We start from the raw sequence: 24308 nt of genomic DNA, 5'->3' as shown, positions 1-24308 counted from the left end.
ATATATAGAATACTATAATATGAAACGGATAAAGGCGAAATTTAAAATGAGTCCGGTACAATACCGAACTCATTTTGAACAAGCTGCCTAATGAAATAACCGTGTCTAACTTTAAGGGGTCACTTCAAAATCTTAGCTTTTTTGTTTGCATTATTTAGCTGCTTGATATAACTTTTCAACTTCGTCCCAATTAACTACATTCCAAAAAGCTGAAATGTAATCAGGGCGTTTATTTTGATATTTAAGGTAATATGCGTGCTCCCAAACATCAAGTCCTAAAATTGGAGTTTTACCTTCCATTACTGGACTATCTTGATTTGGTGTGCTTGTAATTTCTAAGTTACCATCATTAACAATTAACCATGCCCAACCAGAACCGAAACGACCTGTAGCTGCAGCTGTGAATTTTTCTTTAAAAGCATCGAAACTACCAAAAGTTTCGTTAATCTTTGTTGCTACTTCACCAGTTGGCTGTCCTCCACCATTCGGTGATAGTAAAGTCCAGAATAGAGAGTGGTTTGCATGGCCACCACCATTGTTACGTACTGCAGTTTGAATAGACTCAGGTAAGCTTTTCAAATCAGCAATTAAATCATTTAAAGACTTATCTTGCAAGTCTGCATGTCCTTCTAATGCTGCGTTTAATTTTGTAACATACGTGTTGTGATGCTTCGTATGGTGAATGTTCATTGTTTCCTTATCAATATGTGGTTCTAATGCATCATAAGCATATGGTAATTCTGGTAATTCAAATTTTGCCATTATAAATTCCTCCCTAATTTAGATATGTAAGAAAAACGTTCACAGAATTTTCGTTTTTCATCTATCCTTATCGTAACAAAGGTGTTGTTTTCTTGCAATTTATATGCTTATCATATATAAACTGAACAACGACCTGTTTAAATTGTTCCACTTTTCCAATACATTTAAACGTTTCTTTCATTTATATCTTATATAATTATTTAATATATTTGTTATCTCGATCATTTATGCATGATCAATACAATACTTTGTAGTAGGTACTGCCATTAATCGTTGAGAATCAATCTCTTTATTGCAAATAACACATCTCCCGTAAGATCCATCTTCAATCGCTTGTAACGCCTGATGCACCTCATTTAACTCTTGCTGCCTAACTTCTTGTAGTGTCAGCTCTTTTTCTTGTTCAAAAAGTTTAGAGCCTTGGTCAGCAGGATGATTGTCGTAAGCAGTAAATTCAGCTTCTCCCACACTATTCTGTTCATCAGCATCTTGTTGTCTTAATAATTGACTAAGTTGCTGTTCACGTTCTTTTAAAAGCATTCTTACATGATTTAAATCCTTTTCCGTTGTCATATAATTAAGCTCCCTTTTTTGATCATTTGTATTATGTGTTCCCACATATTTACCTGTTAAACATTTTTTATACCAAAATGGACCTACAAGACTTCCTAAACACAAAAAAAACAACCAGGTAAACCTGGTTGTTTTTTGGATGGCTCGGGACGGAATCGAACCGCCGACACACGGATTTTCAGTCCGTTGCTCTACCGACTGAGCTACCGAGCCTAAGTATTACGATAATATGTATAAATGGCGGAGGAGGAGGGATTCGAACCCCCGCGGGCCGTGAAGCCCCTGTCGGTTTTCAAGACCGATCCCTTCAGCCGGACTTGGGTACTCCTCCGAACAAACAATACAATGGTGGACCCTGCAGGACTCGAACCTGCGACCGATCGGTTATGAGCCGATAGCTCTAACCAGCTGAGCTAAGGGTCCTAATAATATTATGGGGCGACCGGTGGGGATCGAACCCACGTATGCCGGAACCACAATCCGGTGCGTTAACCACTTCGCCACGACCGCCATAATGTATTGTTTTATCTATTTATAAATATGGTAGCGGCGGAGGGGATCGAACCCCCGACCTCACGGGTATGAACCGTACGCTCTCGCCAGCTGAGCTACACCGCCATAATGGCTCCACAGGTAGGATTCGAACCTACGACCGATCGGTTAACAGCCGATAGCTCTACCACTGAGCTACTGTGGAATAATATGTATTATGTCTACTTCCCTTAAGCGACGATATATAATATAACACGTATTTCCTTAATCGTCAATAATTTCTTTGATAAAAATATTTCAACAACAAAAATAATATAGCACGTCCACATTGAATGTTCAAGCATTTTTTTTATTTAGGGCTATCTGATTCAGACAGCCCTAATCATTTTCTAGTTTTATTGTTGTTCTGGCCCTTTGCCTTGCAATACTTCTTCAGCGATATTCACTGCGTGATCACCAATTCGTTCTAAGTTACTAAGAATATCAACGAAGACAATACCAGCTGCACCAACACATTCTCCCTCATTTAGACGAATGATATGTTTTTTACGAAAAGTACGTTCCATTTGGTCAATCTGATTTTCTTTGTGTACAACCTCTAATGCTGTTTCACGGTTCATATCACCTAAAGCCTGAATAGCTTGTTTAACAGTTATTGCAGTGAGGTCAAACATTTCATTTAAATCCACTTTTGCCTGTGCTGTTAAATTGATTTTATTAGAAATTTTGTACTGAATTAATTCAAGGATGTTCTCGAAATGATCCCCAATACGTTCTACATCTCTAACAGAATCTAATAAAGCCGTGTGTTTAGCACTTTCTTGATCTGAGAAAGATGTTCCAGATAATTGGACAAGATAATTTGTTATTTCTCTATCTAAATTGTTTAGAGCACCTTCAATTTGCATTGCTAATTCAGCATGTTTTTGATTATGTGTATTTAAATACTGACTGGTTTCTACTAAACCTTTGTGAGCATACTCACCCATATGAAGGATTTCCTCTTTTGCTTGATCTAATGCAACAGAAGGTGACTGTTGAATAAAAATCGGATCAAGATGCTTAGGTTTGTATTCGACTAACACGTCTTCACCAGGGATCAGTTTTGTTACCAACCAAGCAAGTCCTCCAATGAATGGAAATTGCATTAATGTATTCGTAATATTAAATGTTCCGTGAGCAAAAGCTATCGTCATTGGATCATTTAAGTTAAATTGTGCTTGTAAAAACATAACTAATTCTGTAAATGGTCCTATCAAGATTACAAAAACAGTTGTCCCAATTAAATTAAAAATTACGTGTGTAAATGCAGCACGTTTAGCGGCAATAGTTGCACCAATCGATGCTAGTACAGCTGTAATTGTTGTACCGACATTATCACCAAATAATACAGGTAGGGCTGCCTCTAGTTTAATCGCGTCACTACTAAATAACTCCTGTAAAATACCAATTGTTGCACTAGAACTTTGAACAATAAACGTGAACACAGTTCCAATAACAACACCCAAAATTGAGTTATCACTCATGCTAACTGTTAAATCTTGAAACGCTTGTAATTCACGTAATGGATACATTCCAGAGCTCATTAACTCTAACCCGAAAAACAATGCACCAAAACCAAAAATTGTTTGTCCTAAATAAATGATTCGATTATTCTTAAAGAAGAAAATCAAAAATGCGCCTGCTGCTAATATTGGTAATGCGTATTGACCGATATCAATACCGATAATAAATGCAGTTACTGTTGTACCTATATTGGCCCCCATAATCACACCAATTGATTGACGTAAAGTCATAAACCCGGCGTTAACTAGACCAACTGTAAGAACTGTGGTCCCTGAACTACTCTGAATTAGAACAGTTACAATAATACCTGCTAATACACCCATAAACGGGTTACTTGTAAAGCGATCTAGTATTTCTCTAAGCTTGTCCCCAGCGGATTTTTGAAGTCCGTCGCCCATTGACTTTAAACCTAAAAGAAAAATCCCTAAACCACCGATAAATTCAAAAACCAGTGTCTGTACATCGATTTCCATGGATTCTCATCCCTTCGTTTTCATTTATCTATTTATAAAAAACATCTATTTCATTATTAATGAATTACAATGCAAATGTAAAGTTTTTTAAGCAAAATTTACACTAAATTTACACAATAACCTTTTGTTTTCGACATATGTTTTCTTAAATAGAAAAAAATTCATAAAAATAACTTGTTTTTAGCAATATTCATCCAACTAATTACTCAAAACAACAAAAAAACATTGCTCCTATTTAAAGAAGCAATGTTTGACTATTTTTGTGTTTTTTCGACTAATATTCTTGTGCCATCCACTTGTTTGACTATAATTGGCGTACCCTTTTCTATCCACTGACCATTTGATACAGCACTATAATCTGTATCTTTCACACGAATAGTGCCTACAGGACGCATATCTGTCAATGTATTCCCCGTTTCACCAACTAACGCTTTATAAGAACGATTCATTGTACTGTATCCTTTCTCTTCTGTTAGCTGATCCAATAAAGCTAATTTGCCCCACATTTTTCTTTTCTTAAAAACTTTTAAAAAAAATAAAGAACTAACACCGCCTACAAACACACCACTAACAGCAAATAACCCTGCTGTCCAATTTGGGGAACTTAAACCTACGGATAACACCATACAAATAACTCCTATAGTTGCCAATGTGCCATCATTTATTAATTTACCATCTATAATTATTAGTAATATTCCAGTTAAATAAATAATAAGCATAATGAAGAACATGTTTGGTTCTAAGTAGTTTAAAAAGTAAATTGAAATGAAGCCAAATCCTAATATAGCAGAAAGACCACGCATGTTAACTAGTAGTTCTCCTACTAAGAAAAGTGTTCCTAATCCAACAATCACAAAGCTTATCCAACTAATGTCTAAAAACATCACTTTGCATCACTCCTCAAATTCTCTTGTCTTTACTTACGATCAACGCTCTAAAAATGTTTCACTTTAAATAAAAATGAGGGATTAAAATGAATGGATTTAACAAACTATTGTTATTCATATTTTTTATCTTTTTGTTATACAGTATTAAAATTGACCTGTCGATCACTCCCCCTCTAAATCATAGCACAACTCATAATGAGAACAATGAAAAAGTTATATCTGAGACAAATTTTACTGTTGTTTCCTACAAAATGAAACAAACAGATACATTTATTAGTGTCATTGATCAATTAAATCCGCACCTAAAAAAATATGATCTGAACAAAATGGTTTATGATTTCGAAAATTTAAATCCTAACATTGAAGTTTCTCAGTTGCAAATCGAAGAGATCTATCTATTTCCAGTTTATAAAAAAGTAAATTGAATTTATTGTGTGAGGCTTATATGCATCGTATAAATAATAAGAAAAGGATGATCTCCTATTTACTTAGAGATCATCCTTTTTAAATATCAGTTATGCGAGAGGAACAATGAACAACGTAATAACAAATGACAACGCACCTATAATAATCGCAGTATTACCAAGTGTGTCAGCACCTTTTCCTTTGGCAATAAAACCAACAATCACAGCAGCTACACTCAAGAATATTGGTAAAATAAACAAAGAAGCAATTGCCATAACAACTGCAAACCATCCAAATCCTGTTTGTGCTTTTTCACTGTTCTTGTTTGCTAATTCAGGATCAGGGGTTAGTGCTTGTGGTGCATAATCGGCAGCAAATTCTCGGGCATATTCTTCATCGTAAGACTTTTGATGATGTGAAGCAGATGTAACTTCATCCATCTCATCCTCCGTATACACCGGAGATTTCACAATATTATTTTCACCGAATTTTGGCGCATTTTCAATACGTGGATTACGAGATCGATCGTTATTGTGTTCCATTTAAGACCCTCACTTTCTAATCGTTGAGGTGCCTTAATAGTATGTGCATGTCATGTAAATTCATTCGTTTAGTTCCATTTTCAGTTGGCAAACACAACCGTTCTATGCGTTTCTGCATTTGATTGAATTTTTACCGCATAATTACTTTTTGCGGTGCCATTTGTTTCTTTGTATGCTTCCATTCCAGCCATACCCCTATGATAAGCCGTTAGTGCTTCATTCCAATTATTGTACTGTTGATATAAATAATCTAAATAAACAACAGAAAGCTTAATGGAATAATAAGGGTCAAACAAGAGCTCTTCTTTATAAGGCATTTCTGCCATGTCAGCTATCCAAGGTGCAGTATTTTTCATGAATTGAGACATTCCATAGGCATGACCATATTTCGTTTTTGGTCCTACCAATTTAGGATCAAATGTCCCTCCAGTTTCTACTTTCAACAATTCATAAACAATATATGGATCAAGTCCATGTTTCTCAGCTTCCTTTGCTAAATAAATTCCCCATGATTTCTTAAACGCACCCTCACTATCGGTTGAAAAACTAGAAGCTATTCCTTCTAGTTCTCCCCAGCTTTCATAATTTTCACCTTTATTATTAACTGTCATTGTATTTTTATAGCTAACAGTCGATTCCAATTGCTTGTTTTTTAACAACAATTGTTCATTTTCTTTTGTCAGTGCGTCAAGCTTAGTGGAATAGTTTTGAAAGGATAACATTAAAATAATAACAGTAATCGACGCTATTCCTAAAAGCACAACTGTAAAATCTTTACGCATAGATCGCACTCCTTTCCATTTTTTTCTGCAACATTCCTCTTACAGCTTGATATGCTAACGTAGAAGCGAATGAATTGCAACTAATACACACTTTTTTCTTCGCAAATGCATAGATTATATAAAACAAAATGATTAATTAGGAGTGTTCTTTGTGCAGCCATTTATTAAACAAATGATAGAAAAAAAAATAAAAAACTTATCCGTCTCAGAACTTCTTGATTACGCTCAACAGTATCAAATTAGCATCACTTCCGTACAAGCTAATCACATTGTTCAGTTTCTCCAATCCACAAATCTAAATCCACTGTTGCGAACCGATCGAATGAAAATGTTTAGAGCACTCGCAGAAATAACTGACTTAAATACAGCAAAACAAACCCAACGACTATTTAATGAATTAATAAAACAGTATGGTGTGGAAGAGTGGTTTTCATAAACTGTGTCAATCAATCATCCTCTCAACAACAAAAACGCAGCCACATCATATAGAAGTAGCTGCGTTTTTTTGTTATTGTTGCATAATCTTATCTTTTAAATCAACATCAAAGCGATTTCCCTTTAACATTTCTATTTCAAATTTATAAGGAGCTTTTTTATTTTTCTTATCTTCACCTACATATGGCGTCTCTAATATTTTTGGCAAGTGCTCTAATTGTTTATGATGAACGATATAGTTTAATGCATCAAAACCAATATGGCCAAACCCTATATTTTCGTGTCTATCTTTATGTGCTCCCATTGGATTTTTACTATCGTTGACATGAATCACTTTTAATCGATCAATACCAATTATTCGATCAAATTCATTTAAAACCCCGTCAAAATCATTAACAATATCATAACCTGCATCATGAACGTGACAGGTATCCATGCAAACTGACAGCTTTTCATTACGTGTTACACCATTAATAATCTGTGCAAGCTCATCAAATGTTCTTCCAACCTCAGAACCTTTGCCAGCCATCGTTTCCAATGCAATTTGTACATCTTGATCTTTTTCTAATACTTCATTAAGACCTTCGATGATTCTTGCAATCCCTTTGTCTGCTCCTTGTCCAACATGTGCACCTGGATGAAGCACAATTTGTTTTGCTCCGATCGCTGCTGTTCTTGCGATTTCATTTTGCATAAAAGAAACACCTAATTCAAATGTTTCTTTTTTTGTTGTATTACCTAAGTTAATAATGTACGGAGCATGTACAACAATGTCTTCTATTCCATGCTCTTTCATATGGGCCAAGCCAGCCTCGATATTTAATTCTTCAATCGCTTTTCTTCTCGTATTTTGTGGTGCGCCAGTATAAATCATAAATGTAGATGCACCATAAGAAATTGCTTCTTCACTTGAGCCTAATAGCATTTTCTTTCCGCTCATGGAAACATGTGAACCTATCTTCAATCATAACACCTCTCCCAAACTAAAATATACCTTACTTTTTATATTTCTTTTTGTTTAATTGTTTTTTTATTTTCGCATGTTGATACTTCATTTTTTTCTTATAGCCAGGCTTTACTTTTTTAGTCTTTCTTACCTTACTCCATGCTTCTTTATCAACGTCATGTCCTTCTTTTTTACGCTGTGTTCGTTCATCCCAAGCTTTAACTTCTCGCCATTCACCTTTAACAATATCATAGTTTGAAAAGGTTAGACCATTTTGCGTAAGCTTTTCTATTAATGGCTTGTCTTCATCTGTGTATATATTAATTGCAGTTCCTTCCATACCTGCACGAGCAGTTCGGCCAACACGATGAATGTAAAATGGTTCTTCCTTAGGCATTTGCGCATTAATAACATGGCTTATCCCTTTAATATCAATCCCTCGAGCAGCTAAATCAGTCGCTACAATGTACTGATATCGCAAACCCTGGATATCCTTTAACACACGTTTTCGTTCCCTTGGCTTTAAACCACCATGAATGACACCACTTGATAATCCTTTTTCTTGTAATTCTTGCTGAAGCTTGTTTGCAGCTTCCTTCCCATTAGTAAAAATAATTGCAAGATATGGATTAATCACTTGCGTTATACTCATAATCACGTCAGAAATTTCACGGTGCCGCAAAGGTATTAGACGGTGTTCAATAGTCTCAGGTGCATAATGGTCTTTAATATGAAAATAAGAAGGGTTATGCAAATATTTCGTTAAAAATGGTTGTAACCGTTCTGGTATAGTAGCTGAGAAAACATAGGTCTGAATACGTTCTTGTGCTCGGACTAACATTTTATCAATTTCTTGGATAAGTCCTAAATCAAGCATTAAATCAGCTTCATCAACCACAAAAGATTGAGCAGAATAAATATCTAACGCACCTTCTTCAATTAGATCTAATATTCTTCCAGGTGTTCCTACTACAATTTTAGGTTGTGTTGTTAATTTTTCTATTGTTCTTTTTTTGTCTGTTCCACCAATTAATAACTTTGCATCGATTTGTTCTGCATGTTCAGAAAAGCGAATCATATTCTTTACTTCGTTATAAATTTGAGTTGCTAATTCTCTTGTTGGCGATGTGATCACACATTGAACCTCTTGCTTGTCCAAATTTAGTTGGTTAAATATCGGAATAAGAAATGCGTGTGTTTTACCTGAACCTGTATGTGATTGTCCGATAATATTTTCTTTACGCAATGCTGCTGGGATAACTTTTTGTTGAATTGGTGTTGGTTCACTAAACTCTAATTGATCGATAACATTATGCATCCATTCCTGTAATTGATATTGTTTAAATTGATGATTTTTCATTTTAAAAACTCCTCTACGATCTATTTCTTTCATTTTGTGTTGTTCTACCTTATGACTTCACAAAAATTGAAAAGGATCTGTATTATTAGTTGAAGGAATAAATGTTACTGGTAATTTCTCTTCTTGTAAATATGTGATCATTCCTTCGATCATCACTTTCTCTACGTAATGCCCAGGGTCTATTACTGCCAAACCCATTTCCATAGCATCTTGTGCCTCATGAAAGGTGAGGTCGCCGGTAATATAGACATCTGCTCCCAGTTGTTTTGCCTTAGAAATAAAACCTTCTCCACTTCCACCAAGTATCGCAACCTTGCTTACTTTCTTATTTAAGTTACCAATCACACGTAGATTAGATATATCAAGCTTCTCTTTCACTTGATTACAAAAGTCTTCTAATTTTACTTCATGTGCTAAGAAACCAATTCGTCCAAGTCCGTTTACTTTTCCATGATTAGCTAGCGGTATTAAATCAAATGCAGGTTCTTCATATGGATGTGACTCGAGTAGTATTTTTACAAAAAAGTCTTTTTCTGATTCGTAAATAATCGTTTCTAATTTCATTTCTTTCACTTTTTCTTCTTTTCCAAGAGAACCGATATAAGGATCTGTACCTTCGCGCGGAACAAACGATCCTGTACCTTCTTGTGTAAAAGTACAATGACTATAATTACCTATATGTCCTGCCCCTTGATCTCCTAATGCTATTTTCACTTGTTCAACGTGTGTTTCAGGAACATAAGCAACTAACTTCATTAGACCTTCGTGATCGGATGGTACGAGTACATTTGTATCTCTAACACCCAATTTTTTTGCTAACATATCATTTACTCCGCCAACAGCTATATCCAAATTGGTGTGTGCTGCATAGACAGCTATATCATTTTTTATTAACTTTTGAATCGTTCTTCCTTTAGCCTGATCATAGTTAATTTGTTTTAACCCTTTGAATAATATAGGATGATGTGCAATGATTAAATCTACTTGTTTCTCAATCGCTTCATCAACGACACACTCTAAAACATCTAGGGTCACCATCACATTTTTCACTTCTTTTTGCAATGTACCAATCTGCAGACCTACATTATCCCAATCGGAAGCAAGTTTTTTTGGTGCCCATCTTTCAATAATATTGATTACATCCTTTGCCAAAATCGAATTAGTCATGATTTAAGACCTCCTCAATCAGTTCTATCTCATATTGAAACTGTTTTATTTTCTCATAATCGATCTCTTTCGCTTGGTGCATCTGTTTTACAACTCGTTCAAGTTTATTTTTCTCTGATTCCCATTTTTCTTGAAATACTACACTATTTTCTTTTAATAAATACGGCCCGAATAGCAAAGATGCCCTGAGTTGCTTCTCATCATAAATAGGAGTAGTCACTTCTTTGTCGGCTATTAAAATTTCATAAATGTGACCATCCTCTTTAATAATTTCTTCAGCAATCAAGTGATAATTATTGTTGTAAAACCATTCACGAACTGCATACGCATCTACATTCGGCTGCGCAATAATTCGTTTCACATTTGTAAGCTTATCTTTCCCTTGCATTAATATGGTTCGAATTAGTGTTCCACCCATCCCTGCAATAACAACTTGATCGACGTCTTGATTATTCAGAACAGCTAATCCGTCCCCTTTTATTACCTTAACTTGATCAGTTAAATGAAGTGCAGCTACATTTCTTTCAGCACTACGATAAGGCCCTTCATTAATTTCACCAGCAATTGCAGTTGCATTTTTATCTTGACTACATACAAAACAAGGCAAATAAGCATGATCACTACCTATATCAGCAAAATTAGCCTTCTCAGGAAGATAATTCGCAATTTGTCGTAAGCGTTTTGAAAGTATTCTTTCATTCATTTTAGGTACTCCTCGTTCGTTTTTAAAATAAAAATAATATTATCGTGATGATAAAGCCAATAGAACCAATACTAATTAGGAGTATACGTTTTTTTAATACTCCTATCAATCCCCAAGTTAGCAATTGAACCGATGCTACAGCATTTAATAATGCAAAATGATTTGTATAGCGTTGCAGTATTCCAATTGAAGTAAGTAATAGTGTTAATAATAAAATAAAAAAAGAATAATAATGTAAATATTGAACTTTTTTCCTGATAACATAATAAATAAATAAACTGAACATTACCAGGAAAATTCCAATAGAAACTTGCAAGTTGATATTAAAATCAGTAAAATATAATACAATAAATGTAATTGGCAAAACAAAAATATTCACAATGAATAATAATACATGTAACATGCTTATTTTTGGTGATTCTTTCAAATTATTGCTTTCAAATTCTAATTCTGTTGAATCACCTTGTGTATATAAAGCTAATAGGTAATCACAATATTTTTCAGGCAATAAATGATTCTCTTTCCAATTGTGAATTTCCTTGATGATAATGGTCTTTTTTTCATCTGACATGTGTTGTACACCCCAGTCCATTTGACATATACTAACAGTTCAAAAACCAAATAATTCATAAAAAAAGACACAGTCAACATGCCCAACCAATCTAAACTAATTGGAAGCAAGAGACTGAGCCTTATGTTTGTTTTTTTATTCGAGAAAATCTTTTAATCGTTTGCTACGGCTTGGGTGACGTAATTTACGAAGTGCTTTAGCTTCTATTTGTCTGATACGTTCACGTGTCACACCAAACACCTTACCTACTTCTTCTAATGTTCTTGTACGACCGTCGTCAAGACCAAAACGTAGGCGTAATACATTTTCTTCTCTGTCGGTTAATGTATCCAGTACATCCTCAAGCTGTTCTTTTAGCAATTCATAAGCAGCATGGTCAGAAGGTGAGGTAGCTTCTTGGTCTTCAATGAAATCACCTAAATGGGAGTCATCTTCTTCACCTATTGGCGTTTCCAAAGAGACAGGTTCTTGTGCGATTTTTAGGATTTCACGTACCTTTTCTGGAGTTAGTTCCATTTCCGCACCAATTTCTTCAGGTGTTGGTTCGCGGCCAAAATCTTGCAATAGTTGTCTTTGCACACGAATTAATTTGTTAATCGTTTCGACCATATGAACAGGGATACGAATAGTTCTTGCTTGGTCAGCAATTGCTCTTGTAATTGCTTGACGAATCCACCAAGTAGCATACGTACTAAATTTAAAGCCTTTTCTGTAATCAAATTTTTCTACAGCTTTAATTAGTCCCATGTTTCCTTCTTGAATTAAATCTAAGAATAACATACCTCTACCGACATATCGTTTAGCAATACTTACAACTAAACGTAAGTTCGCCTCAGCTAAACGTTTCTTAGCTTCTTCATCCCCTTGCTCAATTTTTTCTGCTAAGCTAATTTCTTCTGCTGCTGACAATAAATCTACTCGGCCAATCTCTTTTAAGTACATACGAACCGGGTCATTGATTTTTATGCCTAGCGGAACACTTAAATCATTTAAATCAAATTCCTCTTCTTTTGCAATCTGTTGCATGCTAGGATCTTCTTCTGAATCACCTATTATTTCTATCCCTTGCTCACCTAGGTACTCATAATATTCATCCATTTGGTCTGACTCTAGTTCGAAATTTGCTAAGCGTTCAGCTACTTCTTCGTATGCTAATACGCCTCTTTTTTTACCCATTTCTAATAATTGTTCTTTCACTTGTTCTAGTGTCAATTCATTTTCTTTTGAACGTGATGGCTTGTTGTCTGCCATGAGTCCCCCTCCTTCCAAAACTACATACTCTATCAGTGGTTAGCATTTTTGATCTTCTTTTGAATCTCTAGTATTTCCATACCGATTTGTGCAGCTCTAACAAAATCTTGTTGTATCTCTGCATTTTTTTGTTCTTCTTGTAATCCTCGTATAATTGCCTTGTCTCCATGTTCAGCTTTAATAATACGAATGTAGTCTTGTATTTCTTTATCGCTAATATCAGCATGAACGTTCTCCATAGCCAATTCAATAATAAAATTTTTAATTTTATCATCGTCTATTCGCTCGATAAACTGACTAATATTAGCTTCATGACCTTCTTCATAAAAAGCATATAAATGCGTTACAATAATTTTATGCATATCAATGTTGAAAGAAGCACCAAGACTTTCCTTAACCTTTTCAGCAATATAAAAATCATGAAGCATATAAGTAAGTAATTGTTTTTCTGCATTATGAAAAGCTGGAAGTAGTTTATTTTGCTTTTTAAAGCTTAATTTGCTTTTAGTATGGCTAGTTGTTCTTTGCTTATCCTGGTGATTTCCTAACTTTTTCCTACGGTTGTTAATTTCATAAACAATCGTATCCATGGAAAGTTCATATTCAGATGCTAATTCTTTTGCATAGTATTCACGTTCCATCGGACGATTAATTAATGCCAGCTCGTCTATTACTTTTTCGATATACTGTATACGATCTCCTTCTAATTTGAGATTATAATCTTTTTTAAAATATTCCATTAGAAATGATATATACGTATAACTTGCCTCAATTATTTCATGTTTAAAGCGATCTGATCCATATTTAGCAATATAAGAATCCGGATCTAATCCTTCTGGAATGGCACTAACCTTTACATTACTACCGATATGATGCAATAATCTCGCTGCCTTGTAAGATGCGTTAATTCCAGCTTCATCTCCATCGTAGCAAACGATGATTGTGTCGGCATATCGATTAAGTAAACGCGCTTGTGCTTCTGTGATAGAAGTACCTAGTGTAGCTAATCCATTCATTATACCAGCTTGATAAGCAGCGATTACATCCATATAGCCTTCAAAAAGTATTGCTTGACCACTCTTTCTTATTGAGCTTCTTGCCAGATCAAAATTAAATAGTAACTTCCCTTTTTGAAATAAAATTGATTCAGGACTATTTAAATATTTAGGCTCTTGATCCGTGATCGTTCTGCCACCAAACCCAACACTTTTTCCAAGATGATTTCGAATCGGAAAAATGACTCTTCCCCGAAATCGATCTGTTGTTTGATTATGATCATTTGTTGTTAGCACACCAGCATTTACCATGTGTTGCGAATGATAACCTTTTTTCTCTAGAAATTGTGTAATAAGATCTTTTGATTGGGGCGAATAACCTAATTGAAAGGTATGAATGATTTCATCGGAAAAGCCACGTTCTAACAAATATTGATAAGCCTGTTTTCCTTCTTTTGTATGGCGTAGTAGATGATGATATAGTTTCGTTAACCATTCAAAAGCCTTCAAGTTCATTTGTTCCTCATTTGAAACGCCTTGCTCTTGCTGTGATCCCAAACTTTCAGACAAAGAGAATCCTTTTTTATCAGCTAAATGTTGCACCGCTTGATAAAAGGAAAAACCTTCTATTTCCATCAAAAATGTAAATACGTTACCACCCTTACCACACCCAAAGCAATGAAAAATTTGCTTATCCTGGGTAACTGAAAAGGACGGAGTTTTCTCTCCATGAAAAGGACATAAACCAAAAAAGTTTTTCCCTTGCTTTTTTAATGCAACATATTCTCCCACTACGTCGACTATATCGTTTGACTGACGAATTTCATCCACAGTTTCCTCTGGAATATGCATTGTCATTTTTACATCACCATCGTTATTATTTCTATAAAAAAAGAAGAATCCCTGCAACATTCGACATTTTTTTATAAATTAATTCGTACTTTTTCCAAATATATTTATATAATACCTCTGTTTCACTCTGAATAAACATAGACAGGAGTATATTAAAGCAATCATTTTGCTTTTTTAAACATTTTTTTCACAAATATTAATTATAATACAAAACTATTAAAAATACTATTAAAAAATGTTTCCTCTAAACAAACGCCATAAAACAACGTAACAAGTGAAAAATTGACTATCACTTGTTACGTTGTTCATTAAATAGGAGTTTGCATCTGTAGAATGAGGTTTGCTGTTTCCTCTACCGCTTTATGCGAAACATCTATAACTGGGCAACCTATACGATTTATGACAGATTGAAAATAATCTAATTCATAATCAATTCTTTCAAAGGTTGCATAACTAGCTTCTTCCTTAAGACCTAAAGATTTAAGTCTTTCTTTTCTTATGTCATTTAGCTTCTCAGGACTGATCTTCAACCCAATACATTTGTGTGGTTCAATTTGAAACAACTCTGATGGAGGATCTACTTCTGGAACAATTGGTACGTTTGCAACTTTAAAACTTTTCAAGGCTAAATATTGAGATAATGGTGTCTTTGATGTACGCGAAACACCGACTAAAATAATATCTGCTTGCTCTATACCCCTTGGATCACGCCCATCATCAAATCGAACCGCAAATTCGATTGCTTCAACCCTTCTAAAGTATGCTTCATCTAGTTGGTGGACTAGTCCAGGTTTTAATTTAGGTTTTTGTTGAAAATACCTTTCCATTCCTTCCAACATAGGACCAATGATATCAATTGATTCAACATTTAACTCTAATGATTTTTGTGTCATACATTGTCGTAAAATAGGGTTAACTAGTGTGAAACCAATAATAGCATTTTTTTCTGCCGCTTTTTCTACTACCTCTTCAAGTTTCATCACATCTTCCACATAAGGAATGCGAATGATTTCATATTCTATCCCATTAATGAATTGAGAAAGAGCTGCTTTAATTACCTGTTCCGCAGTTTCTCCTACTGAATCCGACACTAAATAAATAATTGGTTTCATGTATAATCCTCCAACTTATTAAGAGCTAGCTTGTTGTTTCCATTCCACCAGGCTCAAATCAGCATATTGATAAACTAATGCAGCAATATCTTTTAATAAAGAAATTCTGTTTTGCTTAAGTTTCTCATTCTCAGCCATAACCATTGTATGATCAAAAAATGCGTGAATGGAATTTGTTAATTCACTTAACGTATGAATAGATGATTCTGCGTCTAATTGATCAAGGTGTTTCAATACAACTGGTTTGATTGATTGATAATTATCATAAAGCACTTTCTCATATTCATTTTCAAACAGGTTGCTATCAACACCACTATATTCACCTTTTTTTGCAATATTTAAACTCCGAACAAGCGCCTCTTGTGTATCTTTAAAGGACTGGTCATGTTTTTTCGTTGTTAATACTTGTGCCTTTTTATACGCAAATGAAATATTTCCAATCCCGCTTGCAAGGACAGCCTGGATAATATCTTGTTCACTCGTTACTTGTTTGAGATGGAAAGAAGCACGAGCATAAAAGAAAGAATGAATATGCGATTCTGCTCCTTCTTCTATTTTTATCACGTCATCCATTTCCTGATAGATTTCCATAGCTTTCTGCAATAATGTTTCAACGGAAATGGTCCAGCCTCTATCATCAAGAATTTGTAAAACACCCATCGCTTGTCTTCTTAATGCATATGGATCCTGTGAGCCACTAGGAATTAAACCAACAGAAATACATCCAATAATTGTATCTAGCTTGTCAGCAATACTTACAATAGAACCTTCGATCGTGGTTGGTAATATACCATTAGCAGAGCGTGGCATATAATGCTCATTTACTGCTTTTGCAACCTGCTCATTTTCACCAAAAATCCGTGCGTATTTCTCTCCCATTATTCCTTGAAGATTAGTAAATTCATTAACCATGTTAGATACTAAATCAAATTTACTAATTTCTGCAGCACGAATAGCATTTGTTTTTGTGTGTTGGTCCACTTCTAAGAGATCTGTTAATTTACTTGTCAATTTAACTACGCGGTTAACCTTATCAGAAATTGTTCCTAACTTCTCTTGAAAGACCATTCTAGTAAGTTTTTTATTATTTTCTTCGATTGATTGTTTTTGGTCTTCTTCATAAAAGAACATCGCATCAGCTAATCTAGCTTTAAGTACCTTTTCATTTCCTTTTGTTACTACATCAATGTGCTTGTCATCTCCATTTCTAACTGCTACGAAATACGGTAATAAACCGTCTGTGTTATTCAACACAGGAAAATAACGCTGATGTTCTTTCATAGAAGTAATTAACACTTCGTCAGGAATGTCGAGAAATTTTTCGTTAAATGTACCAAAGAACACGGTTGGATACTCTACAAGTTGCGTAACTTCTTCTAGTAATTCTTCATCAACAGGAATGCGCCATCCTTCTTTTTGTTCTAACTGTTCTATTTGGTTGATGATCATTTGTTTTCGTTGCTTGCTGTCTACAAGTACATATTGATTTTCCAGTTCTTTTTGGTAGGATAATGGATCGTTGATTGTAAACTTTTCTCCTAAGAATCGATGTCCAAATGTAATATTTGAACTTGTCACCCCTTCAATCTCAATGGGAATCACAGATTGATTATTCAAAGCAACAATCCATCTTATCGGACGAATAAATCGTAAATTCTTATCTGCCCAGCGCATGTTCTTTGGGAAATTCAAATTTAAAATAACTTCTTTAAAGCTAGGCAATAACTTCTCAGCTGTCGCACCTTCAATATATTTATTTACAAATACATATTCTGTCCCTTTTACATCTTCAAAGTATATATCATCTACAGTTTTTCCTTGTCCTTTGGTAAAGCCTATTGCCGCTTTTGACCAATTACCATCTTGATCCAAAGCTATATTTTTAGCAGGTCCTTTCGCCTTTTCAGATTGATCTGACTGTTTTTCTGCTAACCCTTCAATTACGACAGCTAATCTTCTTGGCGTAACAAAAGTTGTTAGTTTTTTATATGGTAAACGAAGCGATTGTAACCAATCTATCGTTTTTTCCTCTAATTGTTTTTCAGTATCTGCTAAAAAACGTGCAGGCATTTCTTCTAGACCAATCTCAAATAATACATTAGTTGTTGTCATGTTGATTTCCCTCCTCTTTTAACATTGGAAAACCTAATCGTTCACGTTCTTCAACATATAATTTCGCTATTTCTCTCGCTAATTTACGCACTCGGCCAATATAACCTGTTCGCTCAGTTACAGATATTACACCTTTTGCATCAAGTAAATTAAATGTATGTGAACATTTTAAAACATAATCATAAGCAGGGAATACAAGCCCTTTTTCCATAATATGTTTCGCTTCTTCTTCATACGTTGTAAATAATTCGAATAGCATATCCGTGTTCGATTCTTTAAATGTATAAGTAGAATGCTCGAACTCAGGTTGGTAAAAGATATCATGAACCGTTACACCATTGGTCCATTCAAGCTCAAACACATTTTCTTTATCCTGAATATAAGAGGCAAGTCTCTCTATACCGTAAGTGATCTCAACAGAAACTGGTTTTGCTTCTAATCCGCCGATTTGTTGAAAATAGGTAAACTGTGTAATTTCCATGCCATCTAACCAAACTTCCCAACCCAGACCGGCAGCCCCTAATGTTGGATTCTCCCAGTTATCTTCAACAAAACGAATATCATGCTTTAATGGATCAATCCCTAATTTTTCAAGTGATTCAAGATACAATTCTTGAATGTTATCAGGAGAAGGTTTCATGATAACTTGAAATTGGTGATGTTGATATAGCCTGTTGGGATTTTCTCCATAACGCCCATCTGCTGGTCTCCTTGAAGGTTCAACATATGCTACATTCCAAGGTTCTGGCCCTAAACTTCTTAATAAAGTCATTGGAGACATCGTTCCTGCTCCTTTTTCTACGTCATATGCTTGCATTAAAATACAGTTTTGATCCGACCAGTGTTTTTGCAAGGTTAAAATCATTTCTTGAATATTCATTTTCTTACCTCCATTTATTTAAAGCTGTCTCAGTAACAAATAAAATCCCGTCCCTATACTTCAATAATTTGAAGTATAGGGACGGGATTTCCGCGGTTCCACCCTATTTGTTATTCAATGAATAACCACTTTTGTAAATAACCTGTGCTCCAGAATGCCTTCCCTTTACATTCTATGTTCAGCTTTCACCATCCTGAACTCTCTAAAATAGAAAAAATAAAGGTACTTGTTTCTATCATTGCGACCTATCTCTACTTGTAATAAGATCATAAGATATAAGTAATGGCTTGTCAAGTCACTGTTATAAGTTATTCTGTATCATACCAACCATTAAATACATCAATTTGCTTGAGGAACTTTTTTGACTTTAAATAAAAACTGCCATAATGGTCGTAATAAGCCTCAACTAATTGTTTCAATAATTCCTTATTTTCTTTTTTAACAGAGATTTCCCCAATTTGCTGTAAGTCTACTTGAGAAAAAATTTGAAGCAACTTCGTCAGTTTTTCTGATAATTGCACAGATCGTTCATCTACTAGCTTACATTTACTGCAAAGAAAACCACCTTCTTGAATAGAAAAAGCATACGTATTCTCTGTTCTAGCGCATCGCACACATTGATGTAATACAGGCGCAAAACCCGCTTTTCTAAAAAGCTTCAATTCATACATCATCATAATGATATCTGGATCCTTACCCGCTTCGATTGCTTGCAGAGAAAAGAAAAATTGCTGATATATATAACTTTCAATCTTTTGTTGGTCTAACGTTTTTTCTGTTAACTCAGCTAAATAGCTGGCATAAGCTGTTTTAACAATGTCTTCTCTAATTTTACGAAAAGAAAGAATAACTTCTCCTTGCTGCATTGTTCCTAGACCTTTACCACCTTGGACTAAAAACATCCCATGAATGAATGGCTGGGTAATAGAAGCCATTCGGCTTTTTGGTTTTTTTGCACCACGAGCAATACAAGCAATTTTTCCCTTTTCTCTTGTAAACAAAGTAACAATTTTATGTGTTTCCCCATAATCTTGTGTACGTAAAATCGTACCCTCTAATTTCTCAAACAATCGTTTCACCCTATCCCTTATCTCACTACAAAAAGGTCATCACGGCCTTAAACTCTCTGGTCATACTCTTTCATTACTTCTCTAAATTGTGCTAATGCACCTTCACTATACACTGCTTCCATTTCTTTCATTAGTAAATAGGTTTCAATGTTTCCTGTCTGACTAAATATTTTCCATGACAAGTCGATCACAAGAAACCCCACCTTTCTATTTTATAAATGATTACTTCTCAAATGATACATCTTCCTTCTATCATTGTTCATTCACTTATAGAATTTCCATAACGTAATAAAGCATGTGTTTTAAAATTTACCATGAATTAATAATCATCTTCACTAAAACCATAGGATTGTAAAAGTTGAGTACGGTTTCGCCAGTCTTTTTGCACTTTAACCCATAGCTCTAGGTATATTTTTGTTCCTAATAAACCTTCTATATCTTTTCTCGCTTTTGTACCTATTTGTTTTAACATAGATCCTTGTTTACCAATCACTATACCTTTTTGGGAACTTCTTTCCACTACAATAGTTGCTTGAATGCGAACTTTTTCATTATCATTTTTTTCAATCTGGTCAATAACAACAGCTATACTGTGAGGTATTTCTTCACGAGTTAATTCAAGCGCTTTCTCCCTAATTAATTCACTCATGATAAAACGTTCCGGATGATCTGTTACTTGATCTTCTGGATAATACTGTGGTCCCTCAGGTAAATGTCGCTTGAGTACCCCTAACAAATGTGAAACATTATTACCTTCCAAGGCGGAAATAGGTACGATTTCCTCAAATGGGTACTTGTCCTTGTACTGATCAATAATCTCAAGTAATTTATCTGGATGTATTTGATCAATTTTGTTAATAATTAGAAAAACAGGTTTTTTCACATTTTCTAATCGATCAATAATATATTGATCTCCTCGACCAAAACCTTCCTCTGCATTGATCATAAACATAATGATATCTACTTCGTTTAATGTGTTTTCTGCTAACTTTACCATGAAATCACCTAATCGATGTTTAGGTTTATGGATTCCAGGTGTATCAATAAAAACAAATTGTGCATCTTGCTCTGTTAAAACGCCTTGAATTGTATTTCTTGTTGTTTGTGCTTTATCACTCATTATTGCAATCTTTTGGCCAATGACATGGTTCAGAAAAGTAGACTTCCCCACGTTAGGTCGACCAATGATCGTGATAAAACCTGATTTGTATGATTGTTCCATGATGTTTCCTCCATTAATATGTCTCTAAAATTATTTTACTATATCTTTAAACCGATTTCACAGATTCGACAAAAGCTTTCAAATATCTTCATCTTATTATTAAAAGAATGCCATAAGCTTAGGCAAGAATATAATGGTTCCAACAATAATAGCTAACAAAGCAGCTATGAAAACCGTTCCAGCCATCATATCTTTAATCTTACCAACTTCGGGATGCCATTCTGGAGCTAAATAATCTAACAAATGTTCCAAGGAAGTATTTAGCATTTCTGTAATGAGCACAAGTCCACTTATAATAATGACCGATACCCACTCTAACATGGAGATTTTCAAGAAAGCACTCAAAATCATAACGGATATAAAAGCAATCACATGAATTCGCAAATTCCACTCTGTCAAAATTGCATAACGAATACCTGCTAAGGCATAACTAAGTCCGATTCGCTTTTTTTTATTCCCTTGATAGTCCGAATGCATTTAACAATTCCTCTTGTCTGGATAACATTGTTTTTTCATCAGCATCATTCATGTGATCATATCCGAGTAAGTGCAAGAAACCGTGCAATGCCAAAAAGCCCAATTCTCTTTCTAATGAATGATTATATTCATCTGCTTGCTCTTTTGCCATGTCTACAGAGATAACTATATCCCCTAATATTAAAGGCATGTCTTCACCGATTATTTTAACTTCTCCCTCTCCTTCTTCTTCAAGTGCAAAGGAGATGACATCAGTAGGTCGATCGATTTGACGATAATTACGATTTATAATTTGAATTTCTCTGTTGTCTACAAAATTAATTGATATTTCCGCTTCTTCTGTAATCTTTTCCTGCTGTGCTGCAAAACTAATCAAACGTTGAATCATATCAATATACGATTCATTCACCTCATTTGTTTGATCATGAAAATCAATATGCATTTACTTTTCCTCCTTCAATTTTTTATCATCTGGATATTGGATTCTCGAATGATATATTCCATTTAAGGTTTCACTAATTGTTACCCGAACCATTTCTAATTCATTAAATGTTAATGAACTTTCATTCAATTGTCCATCTGTAAGTCTTGCTTGAATTATGTTTTCAATCATTTCATTGATTTTCTCTTTTGAAGGAGCATCAATGGACCGAACGGCTGCTTCAATAGAGTCACAAATAGAAATGACAGCAGCCTCTTTCGTTTGCGGTTTAGGCCCAGGATAACGATAATCCGATTCTAATACATCTTTATATACTTCTTTTGCTTGATAATAAAAATACTTCAGTAATGTTGTGCCATGATGTTGTTTTGCGATATCAATAATTTCTTTAGGCATATGATGCTTTTCTAACATGTGTGCTCCATCATAAGGGTGTGAAATAATAATAGCAGCACTTTGCATTGGTTCAATAAATTTGTGGGGATTCTGTATCCCCATTTGATTTTCTATAAAGTAATGTGGATACTTTGTTTTACCTAAGTCATGATAATAGGATGCCACTCTTGCAAGCAAACCATTAGCACCTATTTTCTCACAAGCAGCCTCGCTTAAGTTAGCAACCATAACACTGTGGTGATACGTACCAGGTGCTTCCACTAAAATCTTACGTAATAATGGATGATTCGGGCTTGCTAATGTTAACAGTTTGGAATCAGATAATATCCCTAAGCCTGATTCTAGGAATGGCAAAATACCAATGGTTAACGCGCAAGCAATTAAAGCAGCTGTTAGTCCATATCCTTCATACAACAGAAGGGTCATCCATTCATTTTTCTCAAATGAAAGAAAGAAAAACATGCTTATCATACTAGCATTAACAATAGCCATGCCAATACTTGCTTTTAATATAGTGGTTTTATCTTCTATTGAATGAACCATCACAATACCGGCAAGTTGTGAGGCAAGAAAGTATAATGCCACTTCAGTATTTAATGCTCCTGGAATTTGTCCATTAAAGACTATACTTCCAACAATAGAGAAAATCACAGCAAATTTAATAGCTGTTTGTTCACGGAATAAGAGTTTTATTAACATAACACCCATAGGTACAGGTAATAAATAATAGAGCGGATTATTTGATAATGTATAATAGCTAGTAAATTTCATCATAGCTATTATTAATAAACTAATCACAACAATCGCCATTAAAGAACGCATATTTAACTTAATACTTTTATTTAATTGAAGCATTTCGTGAAAAATGAAGCTGACAAATAAAAGAACAAGTAAAGTTAATCCAATTACAGGGTAAAAATTGCGATTTGTATTGAGTAAACCTACAAGCTCAAGTTTCTCATATATTTCATTAGTTATCGTTTGTTCTTCCTGAACAATCACTTCACCAGCCCGAATCATGACAGGCTCAACATTGTTTATCGCTTGTTTCTCCGCTTCTTGCGTCTTTTCTGCCGAGAAAAACGAGTTTGCAACCAGTGCAAATGACCCAACATCTCTCAAAGCTTGTTTGACTTCAACACTTAAACTGGAAAATCGCAATCTGTCATTAAATCGCTCTATTGCTTGATCAATTTCTTCTGTGCGTATACCATCATTAAATATATTGTATAGCGTCGTTCTCAATAATTCTTTAGCAACGGAGAGGTCATTTTCATTCATTTGAATTAATGTAGATAATGAATCTTGATCTATAGCCACGATTATTTCTGAGCTTAGAATTTGTTGTAAATCTTCTACCCGATCACTTACAGACTTCTCTTTATCTTGTTCATCTTGCTTCTCAGAATTGGACTTTGTTGTTGCAATTGCATCGAATAGTTCTTCTATGTAACCGATACGTTCATCAGTGGTCTCTGTGGAAATATAATAACGATCACTTACAGACTGAACCGCTTCTCTTCGTCTCTGTTCTGTTTCTTTCTTGTCTTCTATTGTTATTGGTGATCGTATGGTTTCCTTTGCATTATTAAACCGCTCTATTTCATAAGTTTCAGTAAAAACGTTTGATAACATGAAAATAAAAAACAGAAAACCAATTAACAGACTTGAAATAATCATCGGAAATGGCTTGTTTATTGAACCCATAGATTGTATTATATTTTTCCACTTTTCTATCATCCATATTCCCCTTTTCCAGCTACTACAATATACAGTTAGCTACAGAACATCGAACAGGAATCTTGCTATTTATTGTCACTTTTATCATACACTGA

25 protein-coding genes, 6 tRNA genes and 1 other annotated feature are annotated in these 24308 nt (G+C 34.5%); of the genes, 3 read left to right on the top strand and 28 right to left on the bottom strand.

Going from position 1 to position 24308, the window contains the following annotated elements:
- Nucleotides 1–91: IS3 family transposase (locus tag HP569_RS07640; protein WP_182200158.1), on the top strand; the 91-nt coding region annotated here is incomplete at its 5' end.
- Between the two features lie 59 nt (nucleotides 92–150).
- On the opposite strand, the gene HP569_RS07635 is transcribed toward HP569_RS07640, so the two are convergent.
- The 10 genes from HP569_RS07635 to HP569_RS07590 form a co-directional block, all read right to left on the bottom strand.
- Nucleotides 151–762, bottom strand: a complete 612-nt coding sequence (locus tag HP569_RS07635; RefSeq protein ID WP_182200564.1) for a superoxide dismutase — start codon at nucleotides 760–762, stop codon at nucleotides 151–153.
- Nucleotides 763–987: 225 nt separating this feature from the next.
- On the bottom strand, nucleotides 988–1335 hold the full coding sequence (locus HP569_RS07630; protein ID WP_182200563.1) for a TraR/DksA C4-type zinc finger protein: 348 nt from the start codon (nucleotides 1333–1335) through the stop codon (nucleotides 988–990).
- A gap of 140 nt (nucleotides 1336–1475) precedes the next feature.
- Nucleotides 1476–1548: transfer RNA gene (locus HP569_RS07625), tRNA-Phe, on the bottom strand.
- Nucleotides 1549–1573: 25 nt separating this feature from the next.
- Nucleotides 1574–1666 (bottom strand) — tRNA-Ser (locus tag HP569_RS07620).
- A gap of 15 nt (nucleotides 1667–1681) precedes the next feature.
- A tRNA-Ile gene (locus HP569_RS07615) sits at nucleotides 1682–1758 on the bottom strand.
- Nucleotides 1759–1769: 11 nt separating this feature from the next.
- A tRNA-His gene (locus HP569_RS07610) sits at nucleotides 1770–1845 on the bottom strand.
- A gap of 31 nt (nucleotides 1846–1876) precedes the next feature.
- Nucleotides 1877–1953, bottom strand: a tRNA-Met gene (locus tag HP569_RS07605).
- Between the two features lie 4 nt (nucleotides 1954–1957).
- Nucleotides 1958–2032: transfer RNA gene (locus tag HP569_RS07600), tRNA-Asn, on the bottom strand.
- Nucleotides 2033–2222: 190 nt separating this feature from the next.
- Nucleotides 2223–3866 carry a Na/Pi cotransporter family protein gene (locus tag HP569_RS07595; protein WP_182200562.1) on the bottom strand — a complete coding sequence of 548 codons (1644 nt, stop codon included), beginning with the start codon at nucleotides 3864–3866 and terminating at the stop codon, nucleotides 2223–2225.
- A gap of 254 nt (nucleotides 3867–4120) precedes the next feature.
- The gene (locus tag HP569_RS07590) at nucleotides 4121–4753 is read right to left on the bottom strand and encodes an NfeD family protein (protein WP_425501843.1); all 633 of its coding nucleotides are present in this window, start codon (nucleotides 4751–4753) and stop codon (nucleotides 4121–4123) included.
- Nucleotides 4754–5004: 251 nt separating this feature from the next.
- On the opposite strand from HP569_RS07590, the gene HP569_RS07585 reads away from it, so the two are divergent.
- On the top strand, nucleotides 5005–5178 hold the full coding sequence (locus tag HP569_RS07585) for a hypothetical protein (RefSeq protein WP_182200561.1): 174 nt from the start codon (nucleotides 5005–5007) through the stop codon (nucleotides 5176–5178).
- A gap of 90 nt (nucleotides 5179–5268) precedes the next feature.
- Here the strand turns inward: HP569_RS07585 and HP569_RS07580 are convergent, their stop codons facing one another.
- Nucleotides 5269–5700: a DUF4190 domain-containing protein gene (locus tag HP569_RS07580; RefSeq protein ID WP_182200560.1), complete on the bottom strand. Its 432-nt coding sequence runs from the start codon at nucleotides 5698–5700 to the stop codon at nucleotides 5269–5271.
- Between the two features lie 80 nt (nucleotides 5701–5780).
- Nucleotides 5781–6482, bottom strand: a complete 702-nt coding sequence (locus HP569_RS07575; protein ID WP_182200559.1) for a lytic transglycosylase domain-containing protein — start codon at nucleotides 6480–6482, stop codon at nucleotides 5781–5783.
- Nucleotides 6483–6633: 151 nt separating this feature from the next.
- Between HP569_RS07575 and HP569_RS07570 the strand changes: the two genes are divergently transcribed.
- Nucleotides 6634–6918, top strand: coding sequence for a DUF2624 family protein (locus HP569_RS07570; RefSeq protein ID WP_246366984.1), 285 nt, complete (start codon nucleotides 6634–6636; stop codon nucleotides 6916–6918).
- A 72-nt stretch (nucleotides 6919–6990) separates the two neighbouring features.
- On the opposite strand, the gene HP569_RS07565 is transcribed toward HP569_RS07570, so the two are convergent.
- The 16 genes from HP569_RS07565 to HP569_RS07490 all read right to left on the bottom strand — a co-directional run bounded on the left by HP569_RS07565 (nucleotide 6991) and on the right by HP569_RS07490 (nucleotide 24213).
- Complete coding sequence (locus HP569_RS07565) at nucleotides 6991–7881, bottom strand: deoxyribonuclease IV (RefSeq protein ID WP_182200558.1); 891 nt, start codon at nucleotides 7879–7881, stop codon at nucleotides 6991–6993.
- 31 nt (nucleotides 7882–7912) lie between these two features.
- Nucleotides 7913–9223, bottom strand: a complete 1311-nt coding sequence (locus tag HP569_RS07560) for a DEAD/DEAH box helicase (RefSeq protein ID WP_182200557.1) — start codon at nucleotides 9221–9223, stop codon at nucleotides 7913–7915.
- A 57-nt stretch (nucleotides 9224–9280) separates the two neighbouring features.
- Nucleotides 9281–10390, bottom strand: coding sequence for a Nif3-like dinuclear metal center hexameric protein (locus HP569_RS07555; protein ID WP_182200556.1), 1110 nt, complete (start codon nucleotides 10388–10390; stop codon nucleotides 9281–9283).
- On the bottom strand, nucleotides 10383–11093 hold the full coding sequence (locus HP569_RS07550) for a tRNA (adenine(22)-N(1))-methyltransferase (RefSeq protein WP_182200555.1): 711 nt from the start codon (nucleotides 11091–11093) through the stop codon (nucleotides 10383–10385). Before HP569_RS07550 ends, HP569_RS07555 begins: the two co-directional genes overlap by 8 nt.
- A gap of 22 nt (nucleotides 11094–11115) precedes the next feature.
- Entirely contained in the window at nucleotides 11116–11664 is a 549-nt protein-coding gene (locus tag HP569_RS07545) for a hypothetical protein (protein ID WP_220464454.1), read from the bottom strand.
- A gap of 135 nt (nucleotides 11665–11799) precedes the next feature.
- Nucleotides 11800–12915, bottom strand: a complete 1116-nt coding sequence (gene rpoD / locus HP569_RS07540) for an RNA polymerase sigma factor RpoD (RefSeq protein WP_182200553.1) — start codon at nucleotides 12913–12915, stop codon at nucleotides 11800–11802.
- Between the two features lie 32 nt (nucleotides 12916–12947).
- Nucleotides 12948–14768: a DNA primase gene (gene dnaG / locus HP569_RS07535; protein WP_182200552.1), complete on the bottom strand. Its 1821-nt coding sequence runs from the start codon at nucleotides 14766–14768 to the stop codon at nucleotides 12948–12950.
- 302 nt (nucleotides 14769–15070) lie between these two features.
- Nucleotides 15071–15874 (bottom strand): pyruvate, water dikinase regulatory protein, encoded by an 804-nt coding sequence (locus HP569_RS07530; RefSeq protein ID WP_182200551.1) that lies wholly within the window; start codon nucleotides 15872–15874, stop codon nucleotides 15071–15073.
- A gap of 18 nt (nucleotides 15875–15892) precedes the next feature.
- Nucleotides 15893–17986, bottom strand: a complete 2094-nt coding sequence (glyS, locus tag HP569_RS07525) for a glycine--tRNA ligase subunit beta (RefSeq protein WP_182200550.1) — start codon at nucleotides 17984–17986, stop codon at nucleotides 15893–15895.
- Complete coding sequence (glyQ, locus tag HP569_RS07520; protein ID WP_182200549.1) at nucleotides 17973–18866, bottom strand: glycine--tRNA ligase subunit alpha; 894 nt, start codon at nucleotides 18864–18866, stop codon at nucleotides 17973–17975. Before glyQ ends, glyS begins: the two co-directional genes overlap by 14 nt.
- Before the next feature lie 74 nt (nucleotides 18867–18940).
- Nucleotides 18941–19114: a binding site (T-box leader), on the bottom strand.
- 60 nt (nucleotides 19115–19174) lie between these two features.
- Nucleotides 19175–19945 (bottom strand): DNA repair protein RecO, encoded by a 771-nt coding sequence (gene recO, locus HP569_RS07515; RefSeq protein WP_343051110.1) that lies wholly within the window; start codon nucleotides 19943–19945, stop codon nucleotides 19175–19177.
- A gap of 38 nt (nucleotides 19946–19983) precedes the next feature.
- A complete protein-coding gene (locus HP569_RS07510) occupies nucleotides 19984–20127 on the bottom strand; it encodes a YqzL family protein (RefSeq protein WP_182200547.1) in 144 nt (47 codons plus the stop codon).
- 128 nt (nucleotides 20128–20255) lie between these two features.
- Nucleotides 20256–21158 (bottom strand): GTPase Era, encoded by a 903-nt coding sequence (era, locus tag HP569_RS07505; RefSeq protein WP_182200546.1) that lies wholly within the window; start codon nucleotides 21156–21158, stop codon nucleotides 20256–20258.
- 99 nt (nucleotides 21159–21257) lie between these two features.
- On the bottom strand, nucleotides 21258–21635 hold the full coding sequence (locus HP569_RS07500; RefSeq protein ID WP_182200545.1) for a diacylglycerol kinase family protein: 378 nt from the start codon (nucleotides 21633–21635) through the stop codon (nucleotides 21258–21260).
- Nucleotides 21610–22077: an rRNA maturation RNase YbeY gene (gene ybeY / locus HP569_RS07495; protein ID WP_182200544.1), complete on the bottom strand. Its 468-nt coding sequence runs from the start codon at nucleotides 22075–22077 to the stop codon at nucleotides 21610–21612. The genes HP569_RS07500 and ybeY overlap by 26 nt, the downstream gene beginning before the upstream one ends.
- Entirely contained in the window at nucleotides 22078–24213 is a 2136-nt protein-coding gene (locus HP569_RS07490; protein ID WP_246366982.1) for an HD family phosphohydrolase, read from the bottom strand.
- Nucleotides 24214–24308 lie beyond the last annotated feature (95 nt).

Origin of the sequence: Paraliobacillus salinarum (assembly GCF_014083865.1) — a bacterium.
Classification (GTDB): Bacteria; Bacillota; Bacilli; order Bacillales; family Amphibacillaceae; genus Paraliobacillus; species Paraliobacillus salinarum.
The sequence above is the reverse complement of the archived record's forward strand: the minus strand, read 5'-3'. Positions and strand labels throughout refer to the sequence as shown.

Excerpts from the sequence above, each read along its gene's own strand:
- ybeY (WP_182200544.1), bottom strand. The coding sequence starts at position 22,077 with ATGCATATTGATTTTCATGATCAAACAAATGAGGTGAATGAATCGTAT.
- HP569_RS07580 (WP_182200560.1), bottom strand. The coding sequence starts at position 5,700 with ATGGAACACAATAACGATCGATCTCGTAATCCACGTATTGAAAATGCG.
- era (WP_182200546.1), bottom strand. The coding sequence starts at position 21,158 with ATGGAACAATCATACAAATCAGGTTTTATCACGATCATTGGTCGACCT.
- HP569_RS07560 (WP_182200557.1), bottom strand. The coding sequence starts at position 9,223 with ATGAAAAATCATCAATTTAAACAATATCAATTACAGGAATGGATGCAT.
- glyQ (WP_182200549.1), bottom strand. The coding sequence starts at position 18,866 with ATGAATATTCAAGAAATGATTTTAACCTTGCAAAAACACTGGTCGGAT.
- glyS (WP_182200550.1), bottom strand. The coding sequence starts at position 17,986 with ATGACAACAACTAATGTATTATTTGAGATTGGTCTAGAAGAAATGCCT.
- HP569_RS07575 (WP_182200559.1), bottom strand. The coding sequence starts at position 6,482 with ATGCGTAAAGATTTTACAGTTGTGCTTTTAGGAATAGCGTCGATTACT.
- HP569_RS07630 (WP_182200563.1), bottom strand. The coding sequence starts at position 1,335 with ATGACAACGGAAAAGGATTTAAATCATGTAAGAATGCTTTTAAAAGAA.
- HP569_RS07555 (WP_182200556.1), bottom strand. The coding sequence starts at position 10,390 with ATGACTAATTCGATTTTGGCAAAGGATGTAATCAATATTATTGAAAGA.
- HP569_RS07490 (WP_246366982.1), bottom strand. The coding sequence starts at position 24,213 with ATGATAGAAAAGTGGAAAAATATAATACAATCTATGGGTTCAATAAAC.
- HP569_RS07545 (WP_220464454.1), bottom strand. The coding sequence starts at position 11,664 with ATGTCAGATGAAAAAAAGACCATTATCATCAAGGAAATTCACAATTGG.
- HP569_RS07550 (WP_182200555.1), bottom strand. The coding sequence starts at position 11,093 with ATGAATGAAAGAATACTTTCAAAACGCTTACGACAAATTGCGAATTAT.
- HP569_RS07585 (WP_182200561.1), top strand. The coding sequence starts at position 5,005 with ATGAAACAAACAGATACATTTATTAGTGTCATTGATCAATTAAATCCG.
- HP569_RS07500 (WP_182200545.1), bottom strand. The coding sequence starts at position 21,635 with ATGCATTCGGACTATCAAGGGAATAAAAAAAAGCGAATCGGACTTAGT.
- HP569_RS07530 (WP_182200551.1), bottom strand. The coding sequence starts at position 15,874 with ATGAAACCAATTATTTATTTAGTGTCGGATTCAGTAGGAGAAACTGCG.
- HP569_RS07635 (WP_182200564.1), bottom strand. The coding sequence starts at position 762 with ATGGCAAAATTTGAATTACCAGAATTACCATATGCTTATGATGCATTA.
- dnaG (WP_182200552.1), bottom strand. The coding sequence starts at position 14,768 with ATGACAATGCATATTCCAGAGGAAACTGTGGATGAAATTCGTCAGTCA.
- HP569_RS07595 (WP_182200562.1), bottom strand. The coding sequence starts at position 3,866 with ATGGAAATCGATGTACAGACACTGGTTTTTGAATTTATCGGTGGTTTA.
- rpoD (WP_182200553.1), bottom strand. The coding sequence starts at position 12,915 with ATGGCAGACAACAAGCCATCACGTTCAAAAGAAAATGAATTGACACTA.